The sequence below is a fragment of the Ruegeria sp. BI11 genome, assembly GCF_056538005.1.
In genome coordinates this window covers 154,530-180,751 of the sequence record NZ_JBQFSM010000007.1, presented here as the reverse complement: position 1 = coordinate 180,751, position 26,222 = coordinate 154,530, and the positions used below count along the sequence as shown (strand labels likewise).

22 protein-coding genes and 1 tRNA gene are annotated in these 26,222 nt (G+C 54.8%); 17 read left to right on the top strand and 6 right to left on the bottom strand.

What is annotated here, in order from left to right:
* Nucleotides 1-152 precede the first annotated feature (152 nt).
* Both ACR0DT_RS16160 and ACR0DT_RS16155 read left to right on the top strand, forming a co-directional pair.
* Nucleotides 153-1,460, top strand: coding sequence for a TRAP transporter large permease (locus ACR0DT_RS16160; protein WP_480711748.1), 1,308 nt, complete (start codon nucleotides 153-155; stop codon nucleotides 1,458-1,460).
* A 10-nt stretch (nucleotides 1,461-1,470) separates the two neighbouring features.
* Entirely contained in the window at nucleotides 1,471-1,872 is a 402-nt protein-coding gene (locus ACR0DT_RS16155; protein WP_480711747.1) for a universal stress protein, read from the top strand.
* 173 nt (nucleotides 1,873-2,045) lie between these two features.
* Here the strand turns inward: ACR0DT_RS16155 and pcaQ are convergent, their stop codons facing one another.
* Nucleotides 2,046-2,954, bottom strand: coding sequence for a pca operon transcription factor PcaQ (gene pcaQ, locus ACR0DT_RS16150; protein ID WP_480711746.1), 909 nt, complete (start codon nucleotides 2,952-2,954; stop codon nucleotides 2,046-2,048).
* Nucleotides 2,955-3,043: 89 nt separating this feature from the next.
* On the opposite strand from pcaQ, the gene pobA reads away from it, so the two are divergent.
* The 7 genes from pobA (at nucleotide 3,044) to ACR0DT_RS16115 (ending at nucleotide 8,764) form a co-directional block, all read left to right on the top strand.
* Nucleotides 3,044-4,213: a 4-hydroxybenzoate 3-monooxygenase gene (gene pobA / locus ACR0DT_RS16145; protein WP_480711745.1), complete on the top strand. Its 1,170-nt coding sequence runs from the start codon at nucleotides 3,044-3,046 to the stop codon at nucleotides 4,211-4,213.
* Nucleotides 4,213-5,001, top strand: a complete 789-nt coding sequence (gene pcaD, locus ACR0DT_RS16140; protein ID WP_480711744.1) for a 3-oxoadipate enol-lactonase — start codon at nucleotides 4,213-4,215, stop codon at nucleotides 4,999-5,001. Before pobA ends, pcaD begins: the two co-directional genes overlap by 1 nt.
* Complete coding sequence (gene pcaC / locus ACR0DT_RS16135; RefSeq protein ID WP_480711743.1) at nucleotides 4,994-5,371, top strand: 4-carboxymuconolactone decarboxylase; 378 nt, start codon at nucleotides 4,994-4,996, stop codon at nucleotides 5,369-5,371. The genes pcaD and pcaC overlap by 8 nt, the downstream gene beginning before the upstream one ends.
* A gap of 47 nt (nucleotides 5,372-5,418) precedes the next feature.
* On the top strand, nucleotides 5,419-6,147 hold the full coding sequence (pcaH, locus tag ACR0DT_RS16130) for a protocatechuate 3,4-dioxygenase subunit beta (RefSeq protein WP_480711742.1): 729 nt from the start codon (nucleotides 5,419-5,421) through the stop codon (nucleotides 6,145-6,147).
* Between the two features lie 4 nt (nucleotides 6,148-6,151).
* Nucleotides 6,152-6,772, top strand: coding sequence for a protocatechuate 3,4-dioxygenase subunit alpha (gene pcaG / locus ACR0DT_RS16125; protein ID WP_480711741.1), 621 nt, complete (start codon nucleotides 6,152-6,154; stop codon nucleotides 6,770-6,772).
* Between the two features lie 66 nt (nucleotides 6,773-6,838).
* Nucleotides 6,839-7,669, top strand: a complete 831-nt coding sequence (locus tag ACR0DT_RS16120; protein WP_480711740.1) for a 3-oxoadipate:acetyl-CoA acetyltransferase — start codon at nucleotides 6,839-6,841, stop codon at nucleotides 7,667-7,669.
* A gap of 39 nt (nucleotides 7,670-7,708) precedes the next feature.
* The gene (locus ACR0DT_RS16115; RefSeq protein ID WP_480711739.1) at nucleotides 7,709-8,764 is read left to right on the top strand and encodes a 3-carboxy-cis,cis-muconate cycloisomerase; all 1,056 of its coding nucleotides are present in this window, start codon (nucleotides 7,709-7,711) and stop codon (nucleotides 8,762-8,764) included.
* Between the two features lie 495 nt (nucleotides 8,765-9,259).
* On the opposite strand, the gene ACR0DT_RS16110 is transcribed toward ACR0DT_RS16115, so the two are convergent.
* From ACR0DT_RS16110 to ACR0DT_RS16095, 4 genes are all read right to left on the bottom strand, one after another.
* The gene (locus ACR0DT_RS16110) at nucleotides 9,260-10,306 is read right to left on the bottom strand and encodes a TRAP transporter substrate-binding protein (RefSeq protein ID WP_480711738.1); all 1,047 of its coding nucleotides are present in this window, start codon (nucleotides 10,304-10,306) and stop codon (nucleotides 9,260-9,262) included.
* Between the two features lie 365 nt (nucleotides 10,307-10,671).
* Nucleotides 10,672-12,735, bottom strand: coding sequence for an ABC transporter permease (locus ACR0DT_RS16105; RefSeq protein WP_480711737.1), 2,064 nt, complete (start codon nucleotides 12,733-12,735; stop codon nucleotides 10,672-10,674).
* Between the two features lie 4 nt (nucleotides 12,736-12,739).
* Nucleotides 12,740-13,816 carry a quaternary amine ABC transporter ATP-binding protein gene (locus tag ACR0DT_RS16100; RefSeq protein ID WP_480711736.1) on the bottom strand — a complete coding sequence of 359 codons (1,077 nt, stop codon included), beginning with the start codon at nucleotides 13,814-13,816 and terminating at the stop codon, nucleotides 12,740-12,742.
* 59 nt (nucleotides 13,817-13,875) lie between these two features.
* Nucleotides 13,876-14,811, bottom strand: coding sequence for an ABC transporter substrate-binding protein (locus ACR0DT_RS16095; RefSeq protein ID WP_480711735.1), 936 nt, complete (start codon nucleotides 14,809-14,811; stop codon nucleotides 13,876-13,878).
* 331 nt (nucleotides 14,812-15,142) lie between these two features.
* Between ACR0DT_RS16095 and ACR0DT_RS16090 the strand changes: the two genes are divergently transcribed.
* Nucleotides 15,143-16,363 carry a Hint domain-containing protein gene (locus tag ACR0DT_RS16090; RefSeq protein WP_480711734.1) on the top strand — a complete coding sequence of 407 codons (1,221 nt, stop codon included), beginning with the start codon at nucleotides 15,143-15,145 and terminating at the stop codon, nucleotides 16,361-16,363.
* Between the two features lie 29 nt (nucleotides 16,364-16,392).
* Here ACR0DT_RS16090 and ACR0DT_RS16085 read toward each other — a convergent pair.
* A tRNA-Leu gene (locus ACR0DT_RS16085) sits at nucleotides 16,393-16,477 on the bottom strand.
* Nucleotides 16,478-17,228: 751 nt separating this feature from the next.
* Between ACR0DT_RS16085 and ACR0DT_RS16080 the strand changes: the two genes are divergently transcribed.
* The 7 genes from ACR0DT_RS16080 (at nucleotide 17,229) to ACR0DT_RS16050 (ending at nucleotide 26,100) form a co-directional block, all read left to right on the top strand.
* Nucleotides 17,229-17,636 (top strand): hypothetical protein, encoded by a 408-nt coding sequence (locus ACR0DT_RS16080; protein ID WP_480711825.1) that lies wholly within the window; start codon nucleotides 17,229-17,231, stop codon nucleotides 17,634-17,636.
* Nucleotides 17,637-17,638: 2 nt separating this feature from the next.
* Nucleotides 17,639-19,648, top strand: a complete 2,010-nt coding sequence (locus tag ACR0DT_RS16075) for a dynamin family protein (RefSeq protein WP_480711733.1) — start codon at nucleotides 17,639-17,641, stop codon at nucleotides 19,646-19,648.
* Between the two features lie 8 nt (nucleotides 19,649-19,656).
* On the top strand, nucleotides 19,657-21,393 hold the full coding sequence (locus ACR0DT_RS16070; RefSeq protein WP_480711732.1) for a dynamin family protein: 1,737 nt from the start codon (nucleotides 19,657-19,659) through the stop codon (nucleotides 21,391-21,393).
* Between the two features lie 22 nt (nucleotides 21,394-21,415).
* Entirely contained in the window at nucleotides 21,416-21,817 is a 402-nt protein-coding gene (locus tag ACR0DT_RS16065; RefSeq protein ID WP_480711731.1) for a hypothetical protein, read from the top strand.
* Nucleotides 21,818-21,840: 23 nt separating this feature from the next.
* On the top strand, nucleotides 21,841-22,707 hold the full coding sequence (locus tag ACR0DT_RS16060) for a hypothetical protein (RefSeq protein WP_480711730.1): 867 nt from the start codon (nucleotides 21,841-21,843) through the stop codon (nucleotides 22,705-22,707).
* A gap of 67 nt (nucleotides 22,708-22,774) precedes the next feature.
* The gene (locus ACR0DT_RS16055) at nucleotides 22,775-24,817 is read left to right on the top strand and encodes a dynamin family protein (RefSeq protein WP_480711729.1); all 2,043 of its coding nucleotides are present in this window, start codon (nucleotides 22,775-22,777) and stop codon (nucleotides 24,815-24,817) included.
* Complete coding sequence (locus tag ACR0DT_RS16050; RefSeq protein WP_480711728.1) at nucleotides 24,814-26,100, top strand: dynamin family protein; 1,287 nt, start codon at nucleotides 24,814-24,816, stop codon at nucleotides 26,098-26,100. Before ACR0DT_RS16055 ends, ACR0DT_RS16050 begins: the two co-directional genes overlap by 4 nt.
* Nucleotides 26,101-26,222: the final 122 nt, after the last annotated feature.

Genomic DNA, 26,222 nt, shown 5'->3' with positions numbered 1-26,222 from the left:
CACCCAAAATTCGTCATACGTGACGCAAAAAATGACCGCTGGCTCGTTTCTCGAGCCAGCGGCACACCGAAAAATGCCGCCAACGATATGGCATTTGGAACCGCGCATACGCCGACGTTCTCAGGCTGCCACGTGCTAAGGAAAGACAAAAAATGAGCCTTGAACTTATCACAGCGCTGTACTTCATAGTGCTATTCGCCATTCTTTTCATGGGTTTGCCGGTCTCGTTTGGCCTTGGCGGTACAGCTGTTTTGTTCGCGCTGATCATTGAACCCCGCGCTCTGTTGTCGGTGCCCAGTGCATTCTATTCGACTCCGTGGAGTTCGATCCTGGTAACAGTACCGCTCTTCCTCTTCATGGGGTCCTTGATACGATTTTCCGGAATAGCCGAAGCCGCCTATGACGCTGTTTATAAGCTGATTGGGCATGTTCACGGCGGATTGGCGATGGGCACGGTTCAGGTTTGTACCGTTTTCGCTGCCATTACAGGCATCACACCGCCCGCGACCACGACCATGGGACAGATCGCATACCCATCCATGATGCGGTATAACTATGACCGCAAGATCGCCATCGGCTGTATCGCAGCAGGCGGTGCCTTGGGTGCGCTGATCCCGCCAAGCGTTCCGTTTATTTTCTATGGTCTGTTGGCAAAAGTATCCATTGGCGACCTGTTCATGGCTGGTCTGATGCCGGGCCTGATGCTCGCCATGTTCTACACCATCTACATCGGCGTCCGTTGCCGCATTCAGCCGGAACTTGGGCCCGCTCTGCCGTCAGATCAGAAATTCACGGCTGGGGAAAAGCTCAGCGCCGTTCTGAGCATCTGGCCTTTCGCGCTTTTGATCGTGATCGTGCTGGGCGTTATCTGGGGTGGCATCGCCACGCCCGCAGAGGCAGCTGCCTTTGGTGCCGCCGGTGCGTTCGTCATCAACTTTATCTATGGCAAGCTGACCAAGGCTGTTCTGGTTGAATCTCTGGTGTCGACAGTGAAACTCAGCGGTATGGGTCTGTGGATCCTGATTGGCGCGACCGTCTATCTCAACGTTTTCAACACATTGGGCAGCCAGGACCTTCTGACCAATCTGGTTCTTTCTATGCCTGGTGGCAGCACCGGTATACTGCTGATGATGATGCTGATTATCCTGATCCTGGGTATGGTCATGGATGACTGGGCCATCATCCTGCTCTGCACGCCTCTGTTCATTCCGATCATTGACGAGCTGGGGATCGACAAACTGTGGTTCGGTGCCCTGTTCATCGTGAACATCCAGATCGCATATCTGACCCCTCCGTTCGGTTTCGTTCTGTTCTGGATTAAGGGTGTGCTACCCAAGGACGTAAGCATGGGAGATGTGTATAACTCGGTTGGACCCTTCGTTGTCCTGCAATTTGTCGGCCTGACCTTGATCTTCATATTCCCGGAAATCGCCACTTGGCTGCCCAATGCGCTGAAATAGAGGATATCAAATGTTCAAACACATACTTGTTCCAGTCGCACCCGGGCACGAAAAGGAATATTCGGCATCCATCGAAGCCGCACGTAAACTTTTGGCGGAAGGTGGTCGGATTTCAGTCCTGTCCATTATGGAAGAACTACCTTCTTACATGGTCTCTTACTTTCCCAAAGATCAGTTTAAGAAGGCTGGCGAGGAATTGTCGGGCACTTTGAAGGAAGAATTCGGATCGGACGTCGATATCCATGTGGTGTCCGGACACACGACAAACGCGATCCTTAACTGGCAGGAAAAGCACAAGGCAGATTGCGTTGTCGTTTCATCGCACCGCCCTGGGCTGTCTGATCTGCTGTTGGGGTCTACGGCTGCCAGAGTCGTACGGCACTCAAATTGCAGTGTCGTGGTCCTGAGATAAGCTCTAAACCTAGCAAGCTTGGCAATTGGGCTTATTAAAAACTAAAGGGTTTTGGTTCATCTTCGACGACAAGGGTCGAAGATGACCGGAACTCTCGTCATATCATAGTCAGGTCACCCGTAAGGATCGACGAAGTGCGTTAATCTAGAAAGAACATTTTACCATAATATTCCCTATGCGGATTTAGTCACATTCTGTATCGCAAGTCGAAAGACCTGCTGAATTGGTGTTGGCGTGATATCTGGCCGTGTCATCAAACCCACTGGCCCCTGCGTTAACTCGGTATTGATTGGCAGCTTGACCAGCCGCCCATCGGCAATTTCATTTGCAACCACACCACCGGAGATGATCCAGATCGCATCGGTTTGGCGGGTATAGACGCGACCAAAAGCACCCGAAACTGTTTCCAGCCGATTGGGAATCTCTCCAACACCACAGGCAATCAGAAAGCGCTCCACCAGTGGACGAATTGCGGACCCTTCCGGCGGGAATATGACCTGCCAGTCGGCAATCCTGTGCAGATTAGGATCTGTCAGCATTGGGTGGCCTGGTCGAACCACGAATTCCACCTGCTCGTTGTAGAGTTGCGTAAATGAAATACCCTGCATCGTTTCAGGACGCCCTAGCCGTCCTATAACCATGTCAAGTTCCCCAAGACGCAGCCGATCTACCAAATACCCATGTGGCCCGTCGACGATCTGCAGGGCTGCATCAGGGGCAAGCGCATCAAACTCTCTGACGACTTTGGGCATTATCCAGGCGGCGACGCTGGGGAGCGCACCAATTGTAAGCTTTTCCTTTTCTTTTCGACCGGCACGTTCCACCCCGTCCAGACCTTGCTGAAGGCTGGCCAGAGACATCTGTGCAAAATGCAGGAAAACCTGTCCTTCCTCGGTCAGTGCCACGCCCGAACGGCTGCGCGTCATCAAAGGGGCTTCGACAATCTCTTCAAGTTCCTTGAGCGTCTTTGAAATCGCTGGCTGGGTCAGAAACAGCTTGGCTGCGGCGCGTTTCAGGCTCTTTTCCCGCGCGATTTCCACAAATGATTGAATGTGGCGGAATTTGATGCGTCGGTCGATCATTTTCTTATCTCTCTAGGCAACTAAACCAACCGATAACTCATTTTACATTTCAGTTTCAATACATCAATCTGCAGGCAGGAGACCCCAGTATGAAAACAAAAGTTCTTATTATTGGCGGTGGCCCATCGGGTTTACTGCTTGGCCAGCTATTGCACCGAAAAGGCATCGATAGCATCGTGCTGGAACGAAAGACTAAGGAGTATGTCCTTGGGCGTATCCGGGCTGGCATCCTCGAAACGGGCTTTGTGAATTTGATGCGCGAGGCCGGCGTTGCCGGACGAATGGACGAAGAGTGTTTTGTACATGACGGCACCATCATCTCGTATGGCGACACTCTGTTCGAGATTAACTTCAAAGAACATACTGGCAGTCATGTGGTCGTATACGGCCAGACCGAAGTCACGCGTGATCTATACGAAGCGCGCGAGGCGATGGGTGGGAAAATTATCTTCAACACCGAAGATGTAACAATTTACGATGCCGACAGCGACGCGCCTTATGTAACCTATTCGGTGGACGGCACGACACACCGGATCGGCTGTGATTTTGTCGCTGGGTGTGACGGGTTCCACGGCGTCAGCCGCCAGACCATTCCGCTGACGATCCGCAAGGAATACGAAAAGCTTTATCCGTTCGGCTGGCTGGGCGTTCTGTCGGAGACCCCTCCGGTCCATGACGAACTTATCTATTCGGGCTCGGATAGAGGGTTTGCTTTGTGCTCGATGCGCAACGAAAACCTGAGCCGTTATTATATCCAGTGCTCGCTGTCGGACTCACCCGAAGACTGGACCGACGACGCGTTTTGGCGGGAACTGAAACGTCGCATTCCCGAGGAGTTCGCCGAAAAGCTGGTGACAGGGCCTTCGATTGAGAAATCCATCGCACCGCTGCGGTCTTTCGTGACCGAGCCAATGCGTTGGGGGCGGCTGTTTTTGTGCGGTGACGCTGCCCATATTGTTCCGCCGACTGGGGCCAAGGGCCTGAATACGGCCGCCAGCGATATTCACTATCTTTACAACGGGCTAGTGCAATATTTCGAGGAAGGCGACAGCGAAGGTATCGACCGATATTCGGAAAAAGCATTGGCGCGTATTTGGAAAGCCGAACGCTTCAGTTGGGCAACAACCAACCTGTTGCATCGTTTTCCAAAACAGAATGAGTTTGATCTTAAAATGCAGCAAGCCGACGTCGATTTCCTTAGAGAAAATCGAGAGGCTCAATCAGTCTTTGCGCAGAACTATGTTGGCCTGCCCTACTGATGCGGATGACCCAGTTGGATAACGCAAGCCTGCATTGGCGCGAAGATGGGGACCCGGACGGATTTCCGGTTGTGTTCGCCAATTCACTGGGAACGGATTTACGGGTGTGGGATAAGATCATTCCGCTGATGCCGAATGGTGTTCGGCTGATCCGGTTTGACAAACGTGGACACGGCCTGTCTTCCTGCCCTCCCGCGCCTTACTCAATAGAAGATTTGTCGCGCGATGCCGAAGGTCTGCTTGATCATCTTGGCGTTTCCGATTGCGTTTTTGTTGGTCTGTCAATCGGTGGTATGATTGGGCAGTCTCTGGCCGCGCGCCGTCCTGATCTTGTACATGCGCTTGTTTTGTCAAACACGGCTGCGAAAATGGGCGAGGCCGAGATGTGGCAAGATCGGATCAACGCTGTGCGCGCGGGTGGAATTGCAGCTTTGGCTGAACCCATTCTAGAGCGCTGGTTCAGCGCAGCATTCCAGGAATCTGCGGAACTGACGGCTTGGCGCAACATGCTGAACAGAACACCCTCGGACGGATATATCGGTTGTTGCGCCGCCATCGCCGACACTGATCTGAGCACCACTAACGCGGGCTTGCGCCTTCGGGTTCTGGCTATTGGCGGTTCGGAAGATCTGGCCAGCCCTCCTGAACTGGTGCGCAACACAGCTGCCCTGATACCCGGCGCGCAATACAAAGAAATACAGGGCGCAGGACACTTACCATGTGTCGAAGCCCCGGAACAATTTGCCACTTTGATCGGCGATTTTATCGAGGAGACATTGAATGGCTGACCGTTATCAACAAGGCATGGACGTGAGGCGATCGATTTTAGGTGATACCCATGTCGATCATGCCGAGGGTTGCAAAACATCCTTTGATGAGCCGTTTCAGACCTTGATTACCGAAGGGGCCTGGGGAACGGTTTGGGCGTCGGACGGGATTTCGGATCGGGAACGCTCGATGCTGACACTAGCGCTGTTGGCCGCACTTGGTAATTTTGAGGAAATCCCGATGCATATTCGCGCCACCGTCAATACGGGTACAAGCAAACAAGACGTTTTGGAGGCCTTTCAACACGTAGCCGTTTACGCAGGTGTTCCGCGCGCCAACCATGCGCTGAAGCTTGCTAAACAGACCTATGAAGAAATGGAACAGGACTGACACGAGAGACGCGCGAACGTTTCCGTAGCAAAAAGGAAAATGTCGACATGGTGAAACCCGGCGAATTCTACCAGCGTGACCGTGACTGGCATCCCCCCGCTTATGTTCAAGGATATAAGACCTCGGTGTCCCGTTCGCCAAAACAAGCGTTGATAAGCTTGCAAAACTCAATGAGCGAGATCACTGGACCGGTTTTTGGTCATGAAGATGTTGATCCGATAGATAAGGATTTGCTGTCGAATTATGCCAAACCCGGCGAAAGCCCGATTGGCGAGCGGATCATTCTGCACGGACGGGTTCTGGATGAAAACAGCCGCCCAGTGCCTAACACGCTTGTGGAAATGTGGCAGGCAAATGCCGGTGGGCGTTATCGCCATAAGAAAGACACTTATCTTGCCCCTATCGATCCGAATTTTGGCGGTTGCGGACGCGCGATCACGGATGAGAACGGATATTATTATTTCCGCACCGTGAAACCTGGCGCCTACCCCTGGCGCAACTGGGTCAACAACTGGCGTCCCGCGCATGTTCATTTTTCCGTCTTTGGCACGGCCTTTGCACAACGTCTGATCACGCAATGCTATTTTGAGGGGGATCCGTTGATCGACCTTTGCCCCATCGTGCAAACCATTCCCGATCCAAATGCGATTGAGCAACTGATTGCGGCACTGGATATGAACGCGACGATCCCTCTCGATACCATTGCCTATAAGTTTGACATCGTGCTGCGGGGGCGCCGGTCCACCCTGTTCGAGAACCGACTGGAGGGGAACTGATCCGATGCCTCAAAAGCTAAACTATCTCAAGGAAACCCCGTTTCAGACCGCTGGCCCATTCGTACATATTGGTCTTGCCCCTGGCGCGGCCGGGTTCGACATCTATGAAAACGAGTTGGGCTGGGACATTTCCGGTCCCAATGCCAAAGGTGAGCGCATTCGGATCGAAGGTCTGGTCATCGACGGGACGGGAAACCCGATCAAGGATGTGCTGATCGAGGCGTGGCAAGCCAATGCCGATGGCAATTACGCACACCCGGAACATGCTGGTGACGTCGAGGACGGGTTTCGCGGCTGGGGCCGTGTGATCACCGATTTCGAAACCGGCGAATGGGGATTTGATACGATAAAACCCGGCACGGTTCCCGGTCGATCGGGCACGATAATGGCCCCTCATATCAACCTGTGGATCGTAGCGCGGGGCATCAATGTTGGCCTCAATACACGCCTCTATTTCAGTGACGAAAAAGCGGCCAACGCCGCTGATCCGGTCATCAACCTGATAGAATGGGAAAGCCGCCGCCAAACATTGATAGCTCAGCGTAGCGAACGGGATGGTCAAGCTGTTTATCGGTTTGACGTTCGTCTTCAGGGCGAAAACGAGACCGTGTTTTTTGATATCTGAGCTTTCGCTCAGTCCCTAACCCTTTCCAGGCTTTGGGGCAGGCAAGCTAATCGGAAAGAGTGCGTCATGAACAAACCATGCATCCTCTGTGTCGCCATTACTGGCTCCTTGCCGACCAAGGCGAACAACCCCGCTGTTCCAATCAGCATCGAAGAGCAGGTTGAAAGTACGCATGAAGCCTTTGAGGCGGGGGCCTCGATCGCCCATTGCCATGTCCGCAATGATGATGGCACGCCAACCAGCGATCCGGAGCGGTTTGCCAAGCTGATCGAAGGGCTAAAGGAACACTGCCCGGGCATGATTATCCAGCTGTCGACTGGCGGTCGGTCAGGGTCGGGAAAGGAACGGGGCGGGATGTTGCCGCTTCGGCCTGACATGGCATCCCTTTCCGTTGGATCGAACAACTTCCCGACACGGGTGTACGAAAACGCTCCTGACCTCGTGAATTGGCTGGCGTCTGAGATGCAAACCTATGGCGTGATGCCTGAGATTGAGGCGTTTGACCTATCCCACATCCTTCAGGCGATCCGTATGCACGAAGACGGCAAACTGTCTGCCAAACTGTATGTTCAATTCGTGATGGGTGTAAAAAACGCCATGCCTGCCGATAAGGCCGTTTTTGATTTCTACGTCAAATCCATGCAAGACAGAGCACCAGAAGCCGAGTGGTGTGCCGCCGGCATCGGCCCGAACCAGATCGTCGTCAATGAATGGGCTATCGCGGCGGGCGGGCATACCCGCACTGGGCTGGAAGACAACGTCAGGATGGATCAAACCACGCTAGCCCCCTCGAATGCCGCGCTGGTGAAACGAGCGGTGGACCTGTGCGACAAATACGAGCGACCCGTTGCCAATCCCAGTGAGGCCCGTAAAATCCTAGGGTTAGGTGCTGCCTGAGGAGGGATTGATGACCGCCAATTTCGTGCCGGGTGAAGTATGAGTGACGTTTTCGATCACCCCTGGCTTGGTGGATTGTTTAGTGATGCTGAGATTAGCCATGAGCTTTCCGCAGACGTTCAGCTTCAACACATGCTGGCTGTTGAGGCCGCGTACTCGCACGCATTGGGTGCCGTTGGTCGAGTTGACGCTGAGCTTGCCCAACATACGGCCAAGGCGATCAGGGATGTCACCATTGATATAGACGATCTTCGCAAGGGTGTCGCCATAGACGGCGTCGTCGTGCCCGCGTTTATGCGATCCATAAATGCGGCATTGCCCGAAAACTACCGCGCCGCGGTCCACAGCGGACTGACATCGCAGGACATAGTCGATACGACTTTGATCCTATCACTGAAGACAATTTGCACCCTATTCTCAAATCGCCTGTCTAGTTTAATCGAGCGATTGAATGCCCTTAGCGACGCTCACGGTCAAAACGAATTGATGGGGCGCACTAGGATGCAAGCAGCCCTTCCGATGAAAGTCGCTGACCGTCTGGAGAGTTGGATTCTGCCGCTGAACGACCATCGTGTTCGGCTGGAACAGATAAAACCTCGTCTTCTGAATCTTCAACTTGGTGGTGCAATCGGGAATGCCGCCGCCTGGGGAGGTGATGCCCAGAAGATTGGCGCGGAAATGGCCCAAATACTCGGTTTGAAAACCACGCCTCATTGTTGGCATAGCCGCCGGGACAGCATCGCGGAATTCGCGGGATGGTTATCGTTGGTTTCCGGCTCTCTGGGCAAGATCGGGCAGGACGTGGCACTGATGGCCCAACAAGGGATTGACGAGATCAGCCTGTCCGGCGGTGGTGGCTCTTCGGCGATGCCGCACAAGCAGAACCCGGTTAAGGCCGAATTGCTGGTCACGCTGGCTCGTTTTAATGCCACCCAACTTTCGGGAATGCACCAAGCACTTGTTCACGAACAAGAGCGTTCCGGCAGTGCCTGGTCTTTGGAATGGATGGTGCTGCCGCAAATGGTCATGACCACGGGCCGATCCCTGGGGGCCTCGCTGGAACTTGCGGATCAGATTGTTCTACTGGGTAAGTAATGAAAATGGCAATACCCCCAGAAACGTATCCCGCGTCGGGACATTCGGTGCCTGAGCCGAATGATGAAGACAGTTACATCGAGAGTGATGATTTCGCCCGAGGAGCCGACATCCCGATTCACCAGCAGTAGGGCAGCATGATAAGGATAAAGAAGGTCTTTGCGATTAAACCGGGAGTTAAGGCAATCAAGATCATTGTTACAGCATAGGCCTCGACAATGATCGCATGAGTGATCAGGACCACCGGGGGTGGAGTATGGATATCCTGAACGCCACCCCCTAGATCAGCAAAGCGGCAATCGCTACGCCAATCTCGGCCAACTCAAAATCCTCTAGGAAGAGCTTGTTGATGATAGAACCGGTCAAGATTGACCAAGCATTCACCAAAACTACGCCGATCAAGACAACCCGCCGAAAAGCGCTCAAATTGTGATCAGGTGGCGGGCAATAATTACAAACTTTGCCACGCCACCTCTATTCTGCCGCCGCATCACATCACTGCGAACTCATATTCTGAGAAACAAGGCTGACGGCGCGGTCGTATATGGCCTGCCCATCGATGCCCTTTTCGTTCATTTCGGCAATCCAGCGCGCCGCCACCGGCTCGAGCGCTGTCTCAAAGGCAGTCCATTCTTTCTCGCTCAATTGGATGTGCTCGTTCCCGGCCTTGGTGGCAACGTCTATTCCAAACGCTTCGGAACCGTCCCAGATTTCGCCCACTTCCGCATGCCATTCAGGGCCTGAGTTTTCGATGAAAATCTGCTGAATATCGGCCGGTAGGCTGTTCCAGCGATCCTCGTTCATAACTAAGGAAAACGTGGTGGTTCCCAGCCGTTTTCCATCAGGGCCCTCGATCTGATATTTCGTTTGTTCTTGTATTTTCAGCGGGGGGATGATCTCGAACGGGATCAGCGCGCCGTCGATGGCTTTCTTTGAAAGAGCGACAGGTATTTCACCGACTGATGTTTGAACTGGGCTGGCCCCCAGCGCTTCCAGCACCCATGCGCCAGTCCGTGACGGGATGCGGATTTTTTTGCCTGCGAACTCTTCCGGTGACCGCACCGGTTCGCTGGCCATGTGAATGGCATTGCCGCCATGAACGTGCTGGAACAAGGCCACGAGACCTTTGAAGTCCTTAGATAATTCGTCAGGGTACATTTCCAGCATCGCCTTGTTCACAGCGGCGCTCTCACCCTGATGGACACCGGGTAATTCGAAGACTTCCGTCCGCGGGAAAGCCCCGGCAGCATAAGCGTTTACCATCCAAGCCATATCGACAACGCCATCACGCGCCTGACGTGGCAACTGTGGTGGCTTTCCACCCAACGTCATGGATGGAAAGATCTCAATCAAGATGCGCCCGTCCGAGGCCTCCATGATCCGTTCTGCCCAGGGCTCCAGCATCTTCGCATGCGCCGACGCTTTCGGACTCAGGAAATGGTGCAGTTTAAAGTCGAACTCTGCAGCCCAAGCCGACGACGAAATGCCCGCGGCCAATAAGGCGCCCACAACCGAGTGTTTTATTTTATGAAACGCGTTCATTCTTCCCTCCTCGTAACCCTGTTGAACGCCGCATCTTGTTGATGATGCGACACTGCGATTCACAGCAACCGATAGAAATCACGTATGCAAGTACGGGTTGCCAATCGCCGACCTTTACAGGTGAGGCTTACTTGCCCCATCGTCGAACCGGTCGTCTTCGCGACGCCACCTCCCAATTCAACGAAAGCTGAATTCCAGTTTCTTTTACTAAGATTGAGATTTCACCAAGATAGGATTTCTCTTCTGATAACTTTATGAAGTGTGAAGGCTTAGATGAGAAAGTCCGATTGAAGAAGTTTTCCTGATAGAAACTCAACATTTTTCGCCACTTCTTACTATCATTCCGGATACGCAAATCTGTGGTGTCAGAAGTGATCGTCCAGTTTCACTCCCAGACGTGCCTGAATTTGTTGACTGAACCCTTGAGTAATGCGGTCGGCAATCATGGCAATGATGGCCATGCCGATGCCTGCGGTCATACCGACCCCAAAATCGCCGTCACCGAGACCGATGTAAATCTGCTGACCAAGATCGTCGGTTCCAACCAGTGCAGTGATTACTAGCATCGAGATGCCGAACATAATCGTCTGGTTCAGGCCCAACATGATTGAAGGAACCGCCAAGGGTAGCTTCACCTGCCACAGCAATTGCCGGGGCGTCGTGCCGATGGCCGTTGCGGCCTCAATCACGTCATGTGGCAGGTTACGTAACCCGTGTTCGGTATATCGGATCGCCGGAACGATCGCATAAACAATGATTGCCAGAAGGGCCGTGAATTCGCCGATCTTGAACACCATGACAAAGGGGATGAGGATTACGAACAAGGGCATGGTCTGCAGCGTGTCGATCACGGGCCGCACAATGCGTGACACGGTATCATTTTCAGACGCCCAAATTCCGATGGCGCTGCCGAACAGGAAGGACAGCAGAACGCCTACCCCGCAGAGGTAGAGAGAAATAACCGACGGCTCCCAAATACCGGTCAGCAGTAAAAAGGCGACCCCTGCTAAGGCCCAGAGAGCAAGGTTTTTACCTCCGGCCTGCCAGGCAAGAGCCACGATGATGGCACAAAGCGCCACCCAGGCCAAACCGGTCAGGCCAGAATACAGAACCAGAGCAAACAGGATCACCCAAAGTGCTGGAAGCATCTTTCCTTTTAGCGCGAAATACGCAGCCACTGCCGTGACGATCAGTGCATAGCCAATTGTTACCGCCGGGGTCATGCCAAACCCCCAGGTAAACGGGCTGACGGCTTGAGACAGCCCGATCTTGATCGGCAGCATCAGATAAAACAGCGCGGCCCGCTTGATTGCCTCAAGCACGGTGCGGAATTCGACAAAGACCCACTCGAGCCCAGCATTCATTGCCGGGGCCGGGTTCAGCACCCACGCTTCGGGCCAGTCCTTGAGGGGCGGGAAGAATAAAGCCAGCAGCCACGCCGCGCCAAACAGTGCAGCGCAGATGATCCAACCCGAAGCACCGCGCTTGGTTGAACTGGACTGAACTGCAAACCCCCAGGTGATCCGGTCCAACACCATGGCCATCAACGCGATCACGATTCCGGCGAGCAGGCTTTCACCAAACTGCGCCTTACGCATGGTCGACAGAACCTCCCATCCGATATCGTTGGTGCCACCGATGATCGAAGCGATGATAACCATCGACAGGGAGGCCATTGTCGTCTGGTTCACCCCCAGCAGTATTTGCCGCTGCGCCGTTGGAACCCGCACCCGCCAGAACAGCTGGGATGGGGTGGCGCCGCTCATCAAGCCGCTTTCGATGACCTCGTCCGGAACCCCACGCAGACCGACAATGGTGTTGCGCACCATCGGTGGAAAGGCAAACAGGATCGAGGCGACCAGGCCGACGGTCGTGCCAAAACCAAAGAGCAAAAGGATTGGCAGCAAATAGGCAAAGGCCGGAACCGTCTGCATTAAATCCAGAACCGGCATGATGATGCGATAGGCCCGGTCGGACAGAAACCCCCATGTCCCCAGCGCGAATCCCAATGCCACTGCCAACGGGATTGACACCACCACAAGGGCGAAAGAGTTCATCGACTGGGTCCAGAACCCAAACGTGACCATGTACAAAAGACTGACGGCGGTGAAAATCGCAAGCCCCCTACCCCCAGCACGCAGGGCCAGATAGACCCACAGCACGAACCACGCCGCCCATGGCACCGCATGCAAAAGTGTCTTGGCCAGCAGTATCGGCCAGTCCAACAGCCAGGAAATGCCTTTGAAAAACCAGCCGAAAGTCACGACAAACCACCGCATCGCGGTGTTCATCGGATCGGTCACCGGCAACACCAACGCCTCAGGATAGGTGACCAACGGCCCAAGGCTTTTGGCAAAGACGACGCAAATGGCCACAAGCACCGTGACCGCAAGCCAAACCACCAGCGATCTGTTCGAAGCTGCATCCATGAGGTCAGTCCTTGACCGCTGAGGCGTCGGATACACCGCTGGCCAAAGCAGCGATCACGTTCTGACTGGTCATGTGTACCAGCGCATCGTCCTTTCGAACGGCCACTCCGTTGTCGTGTGAGGCCAAATAGGGCAACAGGTCTGCAACATTGGTCGAGGCAGGAACCTCTTTGATCCCAGCCGGCGGCGCATTATCCGAGGCCACATCGCCCGCAGTCAGGATCAGCTCCCACGGAACATCATTGGTGAATTCGCGCACATAATCGTCGACCGGGTTCAGGATCAGATCTACCGGTCGCCCGATCTGTACCACCGCGCCGTCTTTCATGATTGCCATACGATCGGCAATACGCAGCGCCTCAAGAAAATCATGAGTGATGAAGACGATGGATTTGTGCAGTTCCTGCTGCAGCCGCAGGAATTCGTCCTGCATCTGACGGCGGATCAATGGGTCCAGCGCGCTAAATGGTTCATCCAAAAACCAGACCTCGGGCTCCACAGCCAAAGATCGCGCGATACCGACACGCTGTTGCTGACCGCCAGACAATTGGCTGGGAAAACTACTTTCACGGCCCTCCAGACCAACCAATGAGATCACACGCTCGGCACGCTCTAGACGTTCTTTGTCGTCCAGGCCTTGCAGTTTCAGCGGAAAGGCCACGTTTTCCAGAACGTTCAGATGCGGCATCAGACCAAAGCTCTGAAATACCATTCCCATCTTGTGCCGGCGTATGTCGATCAGTTCCTTCGCTGAGACTTTCAGAAGGTCTTCACCATCCAGTAGAATCTCACCGGCGGTCGGTTCAACCAGACGAGACAAGCAGCGCACGATGGTGGATTTTCCGGATCCCGAAAGCCCCATGATTACAAAGATTTCACCCGGCATGACGTCAAAGCTGACATCGGTCGAGGCAACAATGCCACCGTCATCGCGAATGCGCTGCGCCAGAGCTTTGGCCTCGGACGGGTCCTGCCCTGCTATGTCGGTGTTGCGCAAATGTTGATCTGCCCCCTTACCGTAAAGTTTCCAAACGTGTTTGCAGGAGAGTTTCGGGGTGTTGGTCGGGGAAGATGCGGTCATTTCGGCAGCCTTGAAAATGGGCGGAGCACGCAGAGGCGCTCCACCAACGTCAGAGAGGGTTACTGTTTTGCTGCTGCAACCCAGGGCTGCCAAACGTCTTCGTTTGCCCCCATCCACTCTGCCACGACCTCTTCGACTTCACGCCCGTTCTGGTCCACTTCCAGGATCAATCCGTTCTGCACGTCATTGGTCATGCTCATCAGCTCAACCATCTTCATTGCATCCGGATAGGTCGTGGCGAAATCCTTGGCCACAATCTTGTCGACGGTTGCTTGCTGGAATCCACAGGCCTCACCACGTTTCTGGCTGGCTTCGTCGCAAGTGCCATGCGGCGTGTCCCATTCAACCCAATTCACATCGGTTTCGGCAAAGACCCAATGCGGCTGCCACATCATCATCAGGATCGGCTGCTCGGCGGCCACGGCACTTTTCAGTTCAGCCAGCATTGCGCCTTCGGACCCTCCGGGAACCGGTTTGAACGGCAAATCGATCAGTTCGACGAGATCAGCGGACCGGGTGCCCCAGTCTGCTGGGTAAGTGATCAGACGACCATCCGGGAAAGTATCCGCGGCGGCAAAAGCCTGCGCACAGTCATACAACGCCTCATAGGCGGGCAGCCCTGGGCATTTTTCGGCCATGTATGGCGGATAGATCCAGCCTTCCTGCGGCTCAAGCCCCAGACCGCCGACAACGATGATGTCACCGGCCTCAACAGCCTTGGGATAGATGTCACCAACGTTGTTGGTCCACAGTTCGGGCTGATAGTGCAGGCTACCCTCCGCAATAGCAGCCAGCTGCGGCACGGCACCTGCGGTTACATACTCGACTTCGTGACCCAGTTGTTCGAACAACGCCCCTGCAAAATGGGCCGAGATGTGCTGACCCGTCCATTCGTTGACGGCGATCTTAATGGGATCGGCCAGAGCGGCACCCTGAGTTAACAGCATCGCTGCTGAAGCCAGCAGGGCGGGCTTCAGAGTGTTTGAAATTGTCATTGTGTGACCTCCGTTGGTGGACTGGCCATTTTGGCCTTTTTTGTTTGCTGTATCGAAAAACAGTACAGTTCCGGGCATTTGACCCAACAAACCGCTTTCTTTCAACAGTGTTTGTTTCACCCTTTCGAATGCAAGTTTTTACTGCACCCTGCCGAGCATGACAGCGATCCTAACATGAGAAAGCCGTCCATCAAGGATATGCACCGCGAGTCGTTGAATTAGAAACGCCACGTCAGGACGTTTTCATATTATCCCAAGGCAAGCCCCGTCTTTTTGTTTTCGATCGAATGGCTGATCCCGTGTACCAATTAGAATACGCTCAGACCTTTGTTTGTTCCGTGAATTCTGGTCCGCATACACGCATCATCTTTTAAAAATTCTTGAATTTTTAAGAAATCAGGGGCTAATTAACCGTTGTACGATTGTTTTTTGTTTTTACGAGTATCCCATGACGACAACGTTTACCGTCTTTTCCCTTGGCAACCAACAAATCTGGGACCCTTCTGAGGGTAACTCAAACCTGGCCCCAGGTGCAGTCAACGCGAGTCTCGGCACTTATGGCTCCGGGGCAAACCCGCTATTTGACAGCAGACAGACGTTCTCGCCAGCGGGATCGGGTTTCAGCGGTGGGGACTCCACGGCCTATGATCTGGACAATAACGTCTCGAATGACCAGTTCAGCATCGACGGAGGACCACCCCAATCCTTTGATGCCGCAATGGTTTTCGACGCGGTCATTACTTATACAGATGGAACCACCGTCGATATTACGGCCGTTGTTTTCCAAGATACCAATGGCAACACTTATTGGGCGCCAGAGTTCGAGAGCAACGCGGATCAGGATGCAATTGATGCAAGCGCGATCCAGTCTCTCGAACTGGTTACGCCCATTTTCTCCAACGGTCGTAATACCGGATACTCGATGTTTGGGGACCGGGCCGATTCCGATCCTCTGTGTTTTGCGCGAGGAGCGATGATTGCTTGTCCCGGCGGCCCCCGACCCATCGAATCCCTCCAGGTAGGGGATCAAGTGCTGACAATGGACAATGGCGCACAGCCGATTCGCTGGATTGGTCGGCGCACCATGGCGGCCATCGGAAAATTTGCACCCATCAGGATTCATGTGGGTACCCTGGGGGCAGAAGACACTTTTGAGGTCAGCCCGCAACACCGCCTTCTAATGCAAGGGGCCGAGGTTGAACTGCAATTTGCCAATCCGCAGGTTCTCGCATCGGCCAAGCATCTGGTCGATGGTGTAGGAATATCAGTGCGGACAGGTGGTGAAGTCGAGTATTTCCACCTGCTGTTTGATGATCATGAAATTGTCTGGGCCAATGGCGTCGCATCGGAAAGCCTGCTTTTAGGCAAAGCAGGGACTGCCGCGTTGGACGAAGAGAGTGTCATGGAAATTCAGACGTTGTTCCCAGAGCTTGATGTGACTTCGGGACGGGGTCACGAGGCCGCTCGTCCGATCTTGAAGTCCTTCGAGGCGTCTCTATTGAAGGCGCAACTTGTGGCGGATACATCGGAAATCTGTGCAAAGGTCGCCTGAGTCGCCGAAAAAATCTATTGATTTTAAAGTGGTGCGGGTGGAGGGACTTGAACCCCCACGCCTTGCGGCGCCAGAACCTAAATCTGGTGCGTCTACCAATTTCGCCACACCCGCACGGCCGGTCATGAGTACCGGATCGACGTGCTCAATAACAAAGCCTGCGGTGGAGTGCGAGAGGGAATTTGGCTTGTAACAAAGATTATTGATCTCTATTCCGCGACAATGTTTGTTGAACGATGCCCCATGTCTGACGCATAGGACCGATGCCCTTGATGATACGTGAGATGTAGAATCGGGTCATTAACCAAAGATATTATTGAAAAATTACAAATCTCTGCCTTGGCGGAATTAATTCAGATTTTACGTCACCCCAATTTGATCGCACCATCAATTGTAATCCAAACGTGGACATAGAAAAATTAGCTATGAAGTTAAACTCGCTTACGTTGAGTACGTTAGGTGAAAAGAAGAAATGACTTGGTGACTTCTGCAATCTTGCAATCGACAAGATGCGGGCTTCAACTGGAAGAAAATACTACAACTTACAATATTATTGTTTAAAATCATATTATTACATAGAATATAGGTTGCCATTTCAGTTCAAGCACCAACCCCACTTTCAACACTGCCTCCATAACTCGAACGTAGTTGAGGCATTGCAGCTCGACCAAGAGTTGAATTCACTTGGTGAGTAGCGACCATATTTGCGCCACAATTCAAACGCCAAAAAATCTTATTCGCGTCAAAATAACACCGCCTTGCCAACAATTATGGAGGACGGGAGTTAATGAGTCTTTTTGCCTTCGGGCATAGTACGAGTTCCTTTTTGCTCAACTCGAATGCGAGGGTCTTAGCTGTGACCAATATGATGAACGCTGCTTCTACTGAGCAAGACGCCGTTGGTCTTGCCCGCGAAAGTTTTCTTGGTGAACTGAAGTCCTTGAACCGGGATCACCCCAACACTGGCTTTGGTGTGTCGTTGCGCACGCATTCCGGTGGACATTACCTGCTTGCCAATTCGCGCATGCCGCTGCCAAAGACCAAATCAAAGAATTTCCCGACCGGACGCCGTCTGGCTTTGCTGGAAAACTGTGAACAGTTCAGCTCGATCGAAGTGCTTGCCGATTCTCAAGCCTATGAGTCGATCTCACCCAGTGACGAGGCCGCGATTCTGGGCAATGCGCTGAACCTGATTGCCCGGATCGACATTATGACGAGCTCTCCTGACGGTCAGGACCACCATCCCATCGCTGCCACTGGAACCGGAGGCTGACCATGGCCCGAAATGACCACCTTCTGTCCGTAGGAAATGAGGCGCTGACGCCGATGACTTCGGCCATGACTGCGCTGTCTACGCAGATCGACCAATTGACAGAGGTGGCGGATGCGCGATCCTCGGCGCGGCTTGCGACGCTCAAAACGAAGATGGAGAATTTTACGGCCAGTGTGACACTGGTTGGGCAGGTCAAAGCAGGCAAATCCTCGATTGTGAACATTCTGGCCGGGCGCCCTGCTCTGCTGCCGTCGGATGTGAACCCGTGGACTTCGGTGGTGACCACGCTGAACATCAACGCCCGCACTGAGGGCGACAAAAGGGCTAAGTTTACCTTTTTCGAACAGGAAGAATGGGACAACCTGATGGTCGGTGGCGGCCGTCTGGGCGAGCTGGCCAATCGCGCCGGTGCGGATGACGAAATGGAAGATATCCGCCGCCAGATCGGAGAGATGAAGGCCAAGTCCGAAGCCCGCCTGGGCCAGCATTTTGACCTGATCCTGGGGCAAAGCCACCAATACGATTATTTCGACGAAGAGCTGATCCAGCGCTATGTCTGCCTGGGTGACGACGAAGACCCGGACATTAACCCCAAGACTGGGCGGTTTGCCGACGTCACTAAATCTGCGGAATTGTTCATGGACATTCCGCAATATCCGATCTCGCTGAAACTCTGCGACACACCCGGCGTCAACGATACTTTTATGGTGCGCGAGCAGATCACCCTGCGTAGCCTGCGCGGATCTGAGGTCTGCGTAGTTGTACTGGCCGCCAGCCAAGCTTTGACCACGATGGACATGGCGCTGATGCGGATCATCGCGCAATTCGAAAACCGGCAGATCATCCTGTTTGTGAATCGCATCGACGAGCTGTCCGATCCGGTCAATCAGGTGCCCGAAATCCGCGACCGGATTCAGGACACACTGAAACAGAACAATATCGACACCAACACCAGCGTTGTGTTCGGCAGCGCCCTTTGGGCCGAAGCCGCACTAACCGGCAATCCCGACATTCTGACAGAAGAGTCGCGGCAAGCCCTGAACACCTTCTATCTGGCCGCAGGATTCGGTGATCAGGCCCCTTCGTTAGACAAAATCTGGGCGTTGTCAGGTCTGCCGGATCTACTGTTGGCTATGAATGAACGAATCGCTGACGGGGCGGGAACACGCCTTCTGGACCGTGTCCGTCATCGCGCCCGCAATATCGCCAGCCAGATTCGGGCGACTGCAGTGGCCAAGCACCTGTCTGACGGACAAGGCGTTGTACGCGATCTGGACGGCGTGTCCCCCGAAGAGGCCATCGCCAAGGTTGCCGCAGAATATGAAAAGAAGGTCGCAGAATTGACGACTTCTTTGCGCGACAAAGTGCTGGAACGGCTCAAGTCGGCCGAAGCGAACTTTGTCAAACGGGCCACCGACTCGCTAATTGCGCATCTCGAGCAGAATGGCGAGGAAGGCACCTGGCAATATGACCCAGCGGGCCTGCGTACATTGCAAAAGGCGGCCTATTTCAGCTTTGCTCGCGCCATGCGCAAAGAAGCGGGCGCGCTTTACAGCACCGCGGCAGCGGATGTCGAGGCGCTTTACCAGAAGCTGCTGGGCAATCATCTGGGTGAATTCAGTATCGAAGCCCCGATAGTTCCACGCGTTCCACCACCGCTGGGCATCGGACGCACCATCGCGCTGGACCTTCAAAGCACATGGTGGCGTCGCTGGTGGCAACGCCGCAAAGGGTTCGAGGCATATGCCGCCGATTACACGCGACTGATCGCGTCCGAGGCGAATTCGATCACCAAGGACCTTGAAGAAAATCAGATCGCGGCCGTTCTGGAAAACGTCCGGGCTGGGTTGTCGGACTTCCTGCGCGAGCAGGCCGAAACCCTGCTGAGTATCTCGGCCTCGGCCGAGCAGGACCCAAACCAGGCAGCCCTGATGGCGGGTATGAAACCCAAGAAATCGCGTGACGATATTCTGGGCGACATCCTGAAAGATCTTAGTAACGAGGCAGCATAAGTAGCGACATGGCAAAAGATTCAAAAACCCGCTTCGTCTCTCCTAAGGCATGGGAACGCATCGAGCAGTGGTCCCGGCGCAAACCGATATTTGCGTTGATGGGAGAATTCAGTGCCGGAAAATCGACGCTGATGAACTTTTTGCTTCGCTCACAGGCGTTGCCAACTCAAGTCACAGCAACGCAATTGCCGCCCGTGTGGTTCAGTTGGGGTAAACAGTCGGCTTATGTGCAGCGCCATAATGGCGACCGCGAGAACATCACGCTGGATCAGCTAGGAACCGTAGGGGTGAACGACGTCCAGTTCGTTCGCATCTTCCTAGAAGCCGACATTCTGGAAGCGGTGGACCTGATCGACACCCCCGGCATTTCTGATCCAAAAATCTCAAGCGACGTCTGGCGTCGCGCGGTTGGACAGGCCAATGGCGTGTTGTGGTGTACCCATGCGACGCAAGCTTGGCGCGAGACCGAGCGCGCGACTTGGGTGTCTCTGCCCGAGCGGCTGCAACATAACTCGTTGCTTTTGGTCACCCGCGCGGACGTTCTGGGCCAGAAAGATCGCCAGAAAGTGCTGCGCCGTGTGAACCGTGAGGCAGGTCATCTGTTCAACCGGTCGATCCTGTTCTCGGCACGTGACGCGATCACCGCAAGGGACAAGAGCGGCGACGCCGAGCTTTGGGCCCGCAGCGGTGGCGGCAAGATGGTCGACAGTTTCCTTGAGATCACCGAACAGATCATGGATAACCGCGCCGATATACTGGCACGCTATCAGATCGACAACAGCCTGTCCGACGGTCCTCGGGTTCAGCCTATTCGCCCCAAGCGGAAAGCAGAACAAACTGACGAACCGGCACCATTGAAACTGGTGAACCCTGTTCCCGAGACTGAAGCGGGCGCAGAAAATGAAGTTGTCACCAACTTTCCAATCCGTCCGGCCCGTGTCGAGCGCCGTGTCGGCGATACCGACCGCGAAGAACGCATTGACGCAGCAGAGGCCGATCGCCTGCGCGCTGAGATGGTGACGGAAACGGAGGTTGCTGAACCGGCCCAGGAAGCTCAAGAGGATGAACTGCGCGCCTTTTTCCGCGACACGCCGGAAAACAGCCTGAGCTTATCCGAACACGTTCGGTCGTTTGAAGAAGAAGACTCGTTCGATCTGCTGGATGAGGATGAGTTGGACGAAGATGACGATATCAACCTTCTGTCGGACTCGGATGCGGCAGATTCTGCCGAAGATCCCGCAGCCTCGGACCCTTTCATCTCGTCGTTGGAAGACAAGCTGGCAGGCACGCCCGAGCAGGTCGAACCCGCTGACCAATCACCGGAAGGACAGAGCGCCGATGTTTCGGTCTCGTCAATCACGGCGTTGATGGCGGAACAGCCGAAAGGCAATGATGACGAGTATGAGCCCGAGCCCGAATCCAATGGCCTTGTGGACATGCAGGTTGTGCCCCTATCCAATGGTGCTGCTGACGAGACGGTCTCGGCAGAGGAAAACAGTGAGAAACTGGAAGACTTGTTGAACGTCCCTGCGGGTAAACCGCTTAGCGCGGCCTCCATGTGGCGCGACATCACTGCGGATGAGGATCTGCCGGACGATGCTGACGGCATGAAGGAAGTGTTCAACGCATTCCTTAAAGAGTTCGACCAGATTGCCGCCGAGCATTACGCACGTCACGCCAAGGAAACGATGCATACGGTTCCGAAAGCTTCGAAAAACGGCGGCGCGGAATTCCATGTGTTGTGACCAGATACGCAGGTAGAAAGCGATGACGATCCAAGCCGCACTGAACACCGCGATAGACACCATACCCGACTGCATTGCAGCCGGGTATGTCGATATGGAAACGGGGATGTTGCTGGGGACCAACACCACGGATGCAGACAGCGCGGACGTTCTGGACACTTTGGCCATTGCCGTGGCTAACCTATTTCAGGGACGCGGCGTCAAAGCCTTTGAGGAATTGTTGCGCTCGGCCGGAGTTGAAGAATTGGACAGCCCGGGATTTGGGGAAATCGCGGTGTTTTCGAATGAACGGCTGCACATCTTTCTGCGGACCCGGGAATATCCCGATCATGTGGTCTGCTACATCTGTCACAACAGCGCCAACGTCGGGTTGGCGCTGACAAAATCGCATCTCAGCCTGGGGCCGGTAGCGGCTGCAGTTTAGACGGGACCAGAGGGGGTCACGGCATGATGGACACGGACATACTTGAGCTGCTCGACGATATCGGTCGCGCGTCTGTCGCCCGCCTTAATCCGGCGGTTACCGTACCGGGCGAAACGGCTCAGGCGCGGCGCGAAAAAGTGTTGCGCACCATTCGCGGCACCATTCTGCCCCGTCGGCTGGAATTCACCGCCGGCAATGGCGATTGCCTGGCGATCGAGGTCAATAGCTCTCGGGTGACCGATGTGTTTCGCGTGCAATCCGGCATCGCGCCTGATTTCGAAACGGAGTCGCGAGAGGATCTTGCCGTCAAACTGGCGCAGTTGGTCACCGACATCGCCTGTGCACCGGCACCGCTTGAGCTGATTTCTCTGCAACCGGATTCCGCACTTGAAGCGGATGATGTCGGCATCACTTTCAGCGAGATCGAAACCGCCTGTGAAAACATAGAAGTTCCGGCGGAGCCGGTTATTTCCATCGTTCCAGGCAACTCTGAACCGGAGGATGCGACACCCGTCGATGAGGCTGTACACACAGACACTCTGGCGCAGCGTTTTTATGACGGTTCCGAGCGGTTTGCGCAGGGTCGTGTTTTGGCGACTGGCGCTGACGGGGCGGCACTGCAATCGAGTGGCGATTGCGCGGAAGAAGGTCCGCTACATCCTAATTCCGATCTATTGGCTCGTTTTGCCCGCGATCTTGCTGGGTGGAATGACGACAGCTCCACCGCAATGGATCAACCACAGTTGATTGTAATGCGTCCTTCGGGCGGAAAAGGGGCTGGGTTGGCGATCCTGAATGATGGCGAGAACTTTGCAATAGCCGTGCACGAGGCACGTAAGCTGGGTGCGGTCGTCAACCTGTGGACAAGTCTGAAGAGGCCGGACGGATGACCTCGGCCAAAACATTCAATTTTTCGACTAATTCTATCCGTGATTACAAGTTACCAGGGTAAAGTTTATGAGTGAGACCAACCGTCGCGAGTTAATCCGTATTGCCGATGACATGAACGGCGCCTCTAACGAAGAGACCCGTCAGTTCATTTCCCGCATCGTCAGTGACCTGACGAATTTGAAACCTTCGATTGCCTTTGTCGGGCAGATCAAGGCTGGCAAATCCCGTCTGATCAACGGCTTCACCGGGCAGGCCGAATATCTGCCGTCGGATGTGAACCCATGGACGACGGTGATCACCGATATGCATTTCGGCCACCCTTCGGGACGCACCGCAGGGGCCGAGTTCCATTTCTTCGACAACCGCCAGTGGCAAGCGCTGATCGCCGAAGGCGAAGAGCTCCGCAACATGTTCCCCGATGACGAGGACAGCTATAAGCGCGAGATGATCGAAGAGCAGGTCGAGGCGATGAAGACCCGCGCCAAACTGCGCTTGGGCGAAAGCTATAAGCACCTGCTGGGCCAGCATCATGACCTTGATGAGCTGAACTCGGACGATCTGGCGCGCTATGTTTGTGCCGGGGATGATCCGACCGAAGAAGGCGAGCACGATCCGGGATCGGATCGTGGCCTTTACAGTGACATCACCCGCAAGGCCGAGGTCTATTTCGACATCGGCCACTTCCCTTTCCCGCTGACAGTAACGGACACGCCGGGCGTCAACGACCCGCTTTTGATCCGCGAGGAAATCTCGCGTCAGTATCTCAAGGAATCCGATTTCTTTGTTGTGGTCCTGTCCGCGCACCAAGCCCTGTCGCGCGCTGATCTGAAACTGTTCCGCCTGATGCAGGCACTGGAATTGGGTCAGATCGTGGTTTTCATCAACCGTGTCGACGAATTGGGCGGCGGTGCCGAAGATGCGGGCAAGGTCCGCGCCGATGTGATGGACGGTCTGGAAAAGGCGCTTGGCAACTCGGACATCGACGTGCTGATGGGCAGCGCGCAGTGGGCGCATTATGCGCTGACCGGCGACGAAACCGGCATCGACCATGATGAGGTCCTGGCTTGGCTGCGCGCGCATCCCGAACAGATGAAACAGTATCTGGACGGGGTCGAGGAAATCAAACGTGGCTCGGGCCCGATCAGCCGCGAAGGCGTCTTGCGGTTTGCCGCGATGATCGCCTCGGGCCTGCCTGATCTGCGTCGGCACGTCACTAGCGCCTTGACCGAGGGTCCGCGCAACGAACAGCTGCGGATGGCGTGGCAGCACCTTAACAGTTTTGCCCAAGGCGAGCTTGAACGCAGTAAAGCCCATCTGCGCGCTATCGAGGAAGAAAGCATTCCTACCACCGATAGTAGCGATGAGAATAACAAGACGCTAACCGATCTGCGCTCGCTTGTTACACAGAAGACGTCGGAAATCGTCAATGACATGGATGATGTTCTGGCCAATCTACGCGGCGTCATGGATGACACCGTGGCTGAGGCGGTCTCGGCCGTGGTCCGGGGACCGAACGGGGATTCACCTCTGCTCGCCAAGGGCGGTGATACCGAACTGAACTTTACTCCGCTACGCGACCGCATGCGCGAACTGGTTCAGGGAGCCACGCAGGTGGTGCGTCAGCGGATGCTGAGCGAGCTGTATTCGATCGACATGCAAAGCAATGCCGCCCTGCGTGCCCTGCCCGGCTGGCAGGACCCTAGTGACAACCGCATGAATACCAGTGCCGTTCGTTGGTTCCGCCCGGACACCACGGCGCTGACCCGTGGCATTACGGTTGAACTGCGAGTCAGCTGGCTGTCTCGGTTGATATCGCGCAAAAGCGTTGTCGCCCGCGCAGAACGCATGATCGTGCAGGAATTCGAGATGATCGGAGACGATCTGGTGGACACCGCACGCGCCGATTTGCTGGAACGCCTGAACACCGTTCTGGATCATTATCTGGCCCTGCTGGCTGGCCATCTTGAAAATCGGATGGGAAGCGGCAAAACCAATGAACGCGCAGAAGCGCAAACGGCTCTTGACCAAGCACAGCGCATCACGGCAGAACTGAGCGCCATTTTCGGCGCGGATGACGTAGACAAATTACTAGCAGAGGCTGCGGAATGATCGAATTTCCCGGAACCGAACAGGAAGTTAGACAACTTGAACGCTTTCTGAACGCGACCGAAAACCTGCAAACCGATGAGGCTCTGGGTGATATGCGCGACCGTGCGCTGGCGCATGCCGAGCGGTTGTCCAACGCGGTTAATATCGGTTTCGCCGGGGAATTCGGGGCTGGTAAGTCCAGCCTCGCCAATATGCTGGCCGGGGCCGATATCCTACCAACCGGACCGCAACACCTGAAATTGCCACTGGTGATCGTGGCCTATTCTGAAACTCCGGAAACTACTGTGGGTTGGTGGGACCGTGAACCCAAGGTCTATTCCGGCATCGCGCTGGAAAAAGCTGCTGCGGATGAGCCCGATTTCATTTCGGTCGGGCTGAATACCCCTGCCCTGCAGGAAATCTCTCTGTTCGATCTGCCGGGAACCGGTGCGCTGGACGACAATTACAAAGAAACGCTCGATCTGCTGAAATACGTCGATTGCGCGATCTGGTGCACAAACGGAACCAATGCCTGGCGCGAGACTGAACGACATCTGTGGGTACAAGTCCCGCAAGAACTGCGCGCCAACAGCTTGCTGGCCGTCACCCATACCGATCTCCCGCATGTCAACGAAGCACTTGATCGGGTTCTGTCGCGCCTCAACAAGGAAAAGGGCGATTTGTTCCGCTCGGTTGTGCCGATCGGCACCCCGGTCGCCGTCCGCGCCATGGCACAGGAGCCCGAACCAGATTTCGCGTTATGGGAAACTTGTGGCGGTCAGGGTCTGGCCGAACAGGTTCTGGAAATAGCATCGACCCGCCGCCAAGCCGACCTTGAGGCCGCACGGGCAGATCTGAAAGAGGACTTCCTGCCGTATCTTGAAACGCTGGATATTCCCGAAGCCGAACCGCAACAGACAAACGCAGCCTCCATGCAAGCCACGCTGGAATCCGCTTTGCCACCGCTCGAAAACCCGATTCTCGAGGACTGGCTGGCCGCAATTGCCAGCATCTATGAAGACCTGCGCGAGGCGTCCGATATCGAACCCGCGGCCTTTCTGCATTCATGTCAGGAAATCGTCGAAGATTTTGCTGAACGTCTGGAACAAGGGGGCGAAATCGACCCTGCTGCTGACTGGATTCCGGGCGAGTTCGAGAAGGCCACCGACTTGTTGCTGCTGCTGCAATTTGAAAGCGGAGACGCCCCTTTGAAAGACGCGATCAGCATATTGGCGCAGCTCAGCGATAACCTGGCCTGGGCCGGCAGCCGGGTGGATTCTGCACAGTCAAAAACCGGAACCTGATAACTTCTCGTTAAAATTGAGTCGCCAAACAGCGATTCGGAAACCTTAGAATCGAATCTAAGACTTTCTGAGTCCGTTGACCAAGCGGATACAAACAACCGATCAGCCTGCATTTTGTGCAG

Excerpts from the sequence above, each read along its gene's own strand:
- ACR0DT_RS16160 (WP_480711748.1), top strand. The coding sequence starts at position 153 with ATGAGCCTTGAACTTATCACAGCGCTGTACTTCATAGTGCTATTCGCC.
- ACR0DT_RS16155 (WP_480711747.1), top strand. The coding sequence starts at position 1,471 with ATGTTCAAACACATACTTGTTCCAGTCGCACCCGGGCACGAAAAGGAA.
- pcaQ (WP_480711746.1), bottom strand. The coding sequence starts at position 2,954 with ATGATCGACCGACGCATCAAATTCCGCCACATTCAATCATTTGTGGAA.
- pobA (WP_480711745.1), top strand. The coding sequence starts at position 3,044 with ATGAAAACAAAAGTTCTTATTATTGGCGGTGGCCCATCGGGTTTACTG.
- pcaD (WP_480711744.1), top strand. The coding sequence starts at position 4,213 with ATGCGGATGACCCAGTTGGATAACGCAAGCCTGCATTGGCGCGAAGAT.
- pcaC (WP_480711743.1), top strand. The coding sequence starts at position 4,994 with ATGGCTGACCGTTATCAACAAGGCATGGACGTGAGGCGATCGATTTTA.
- pcaH (WP_480711742.1), top strand. The coding sequence starts at position 5,419 with ATGGTGAAACCCGGCGAATTCTACCAGCGTGACCGTGACTGGCATCCC.
- pcaG (WP_480711741.1), top strand. The coding sequence starts at position 6,152 with ATGCCTCAAAAGCTAAACTATCTCAAGGAAACCCCGTTTCAGACCGCT.
- ACR0DT_RS16120 (WP_480711740.1), top strand. The coding sequence starts at position 6,839 with ATGAACAAACCATGCATCCTCTGTGTCGCCATTACTGGCTCCTTGCCG.
- ACR0DT_RS16115 (WP_480711739.1), top strand. The coding sequence starts at position 7,709 with ATGAGTGACGTTTTCGATCACCCCTGGCTTGGTGGATTGTTTAGTGAT.
- ACR0DT_RS16110 (WP_480711738.1), bottom strand. The coding sequence starts at position 10,306 with ATGAACGCGTTTCATAAAATAAAACACTCGGTTGTGGGCGCCTTATTG.
- ACR0DT_RS16105 (WP_480711737.1), bottom strand. The coding sequence starts at position 12,735 with ATGGATGCAGCTTCGAACAGATCGCTGGTGGTTTGGCTTGCGGTCACG.
- ACR0DT_RS16100 (WP_480711736.1), bottom strand. The coding sequence starts at position 13,816 with ATGACCGCATCTTCCCCGACCAACACCCCGAAACTCTCCTGCAAACAC.
- ACR0DT_RS16095 (WP_480711735.1), bottom strand. The coding sequence starts at position 14,811 with ATGACAATTTCAAACACTCTGAAGCCCGCCCTGCTGGCTTCAGCAGCG.
- ACR0DT_RS16080 (WP_480711825.1), top strand. The coding sequence starts at position 17,229 with ATGATGAACGCTGCTTCTACTGAGCAAGACGCCGTTGGTCTTGCCCGC.
- ACR0DT_RS16075 (WP_480711733.1), top strand. The coding sequence starts at position 17,639 with ATGGCCCGAAATGACCACCTTCTGTCCGTAGGAAATGAGGCGCTGACG.
- ACR0DT_RS16070 (WP_480711732.1), top strand. The coding sequence starts at position 19,657 with ATGGCAAAAGATTCAAAAACCCGCTTCGTCTCTCCTAAGGCATGGGAA.
- ACR0DT_RS16065 (WP_480711731.1), top strand. The coding sequence starts at position 21,416 with ATGACGATCCAAGCCGCACTGAACACCGCGATAGACACCATACCCGAC.
- ACR0DT_RS16060 (WP_480711730.1), top strand. The coding sequence starts at position 21,841 with ATGATGGACACGGACATACTTGAGCTGCTCGACGATATCGGTCGCGCG.
- ACR0DT_RS16055 (WP_480711729.1), top strand. The coding sequence starts at position 22,775 with ATGAGTGAGACCAACCGTCGCGAGTTAATCCGTATTGCCGATGACATG.
- ACR0DT_RS16050 (WP_480711728.1), top strand. The coding sequence starts at position 24,814 with ATGATCGAATTTCCCGGAACCGAACAGGAAGTTAGACAACTTGAACGC.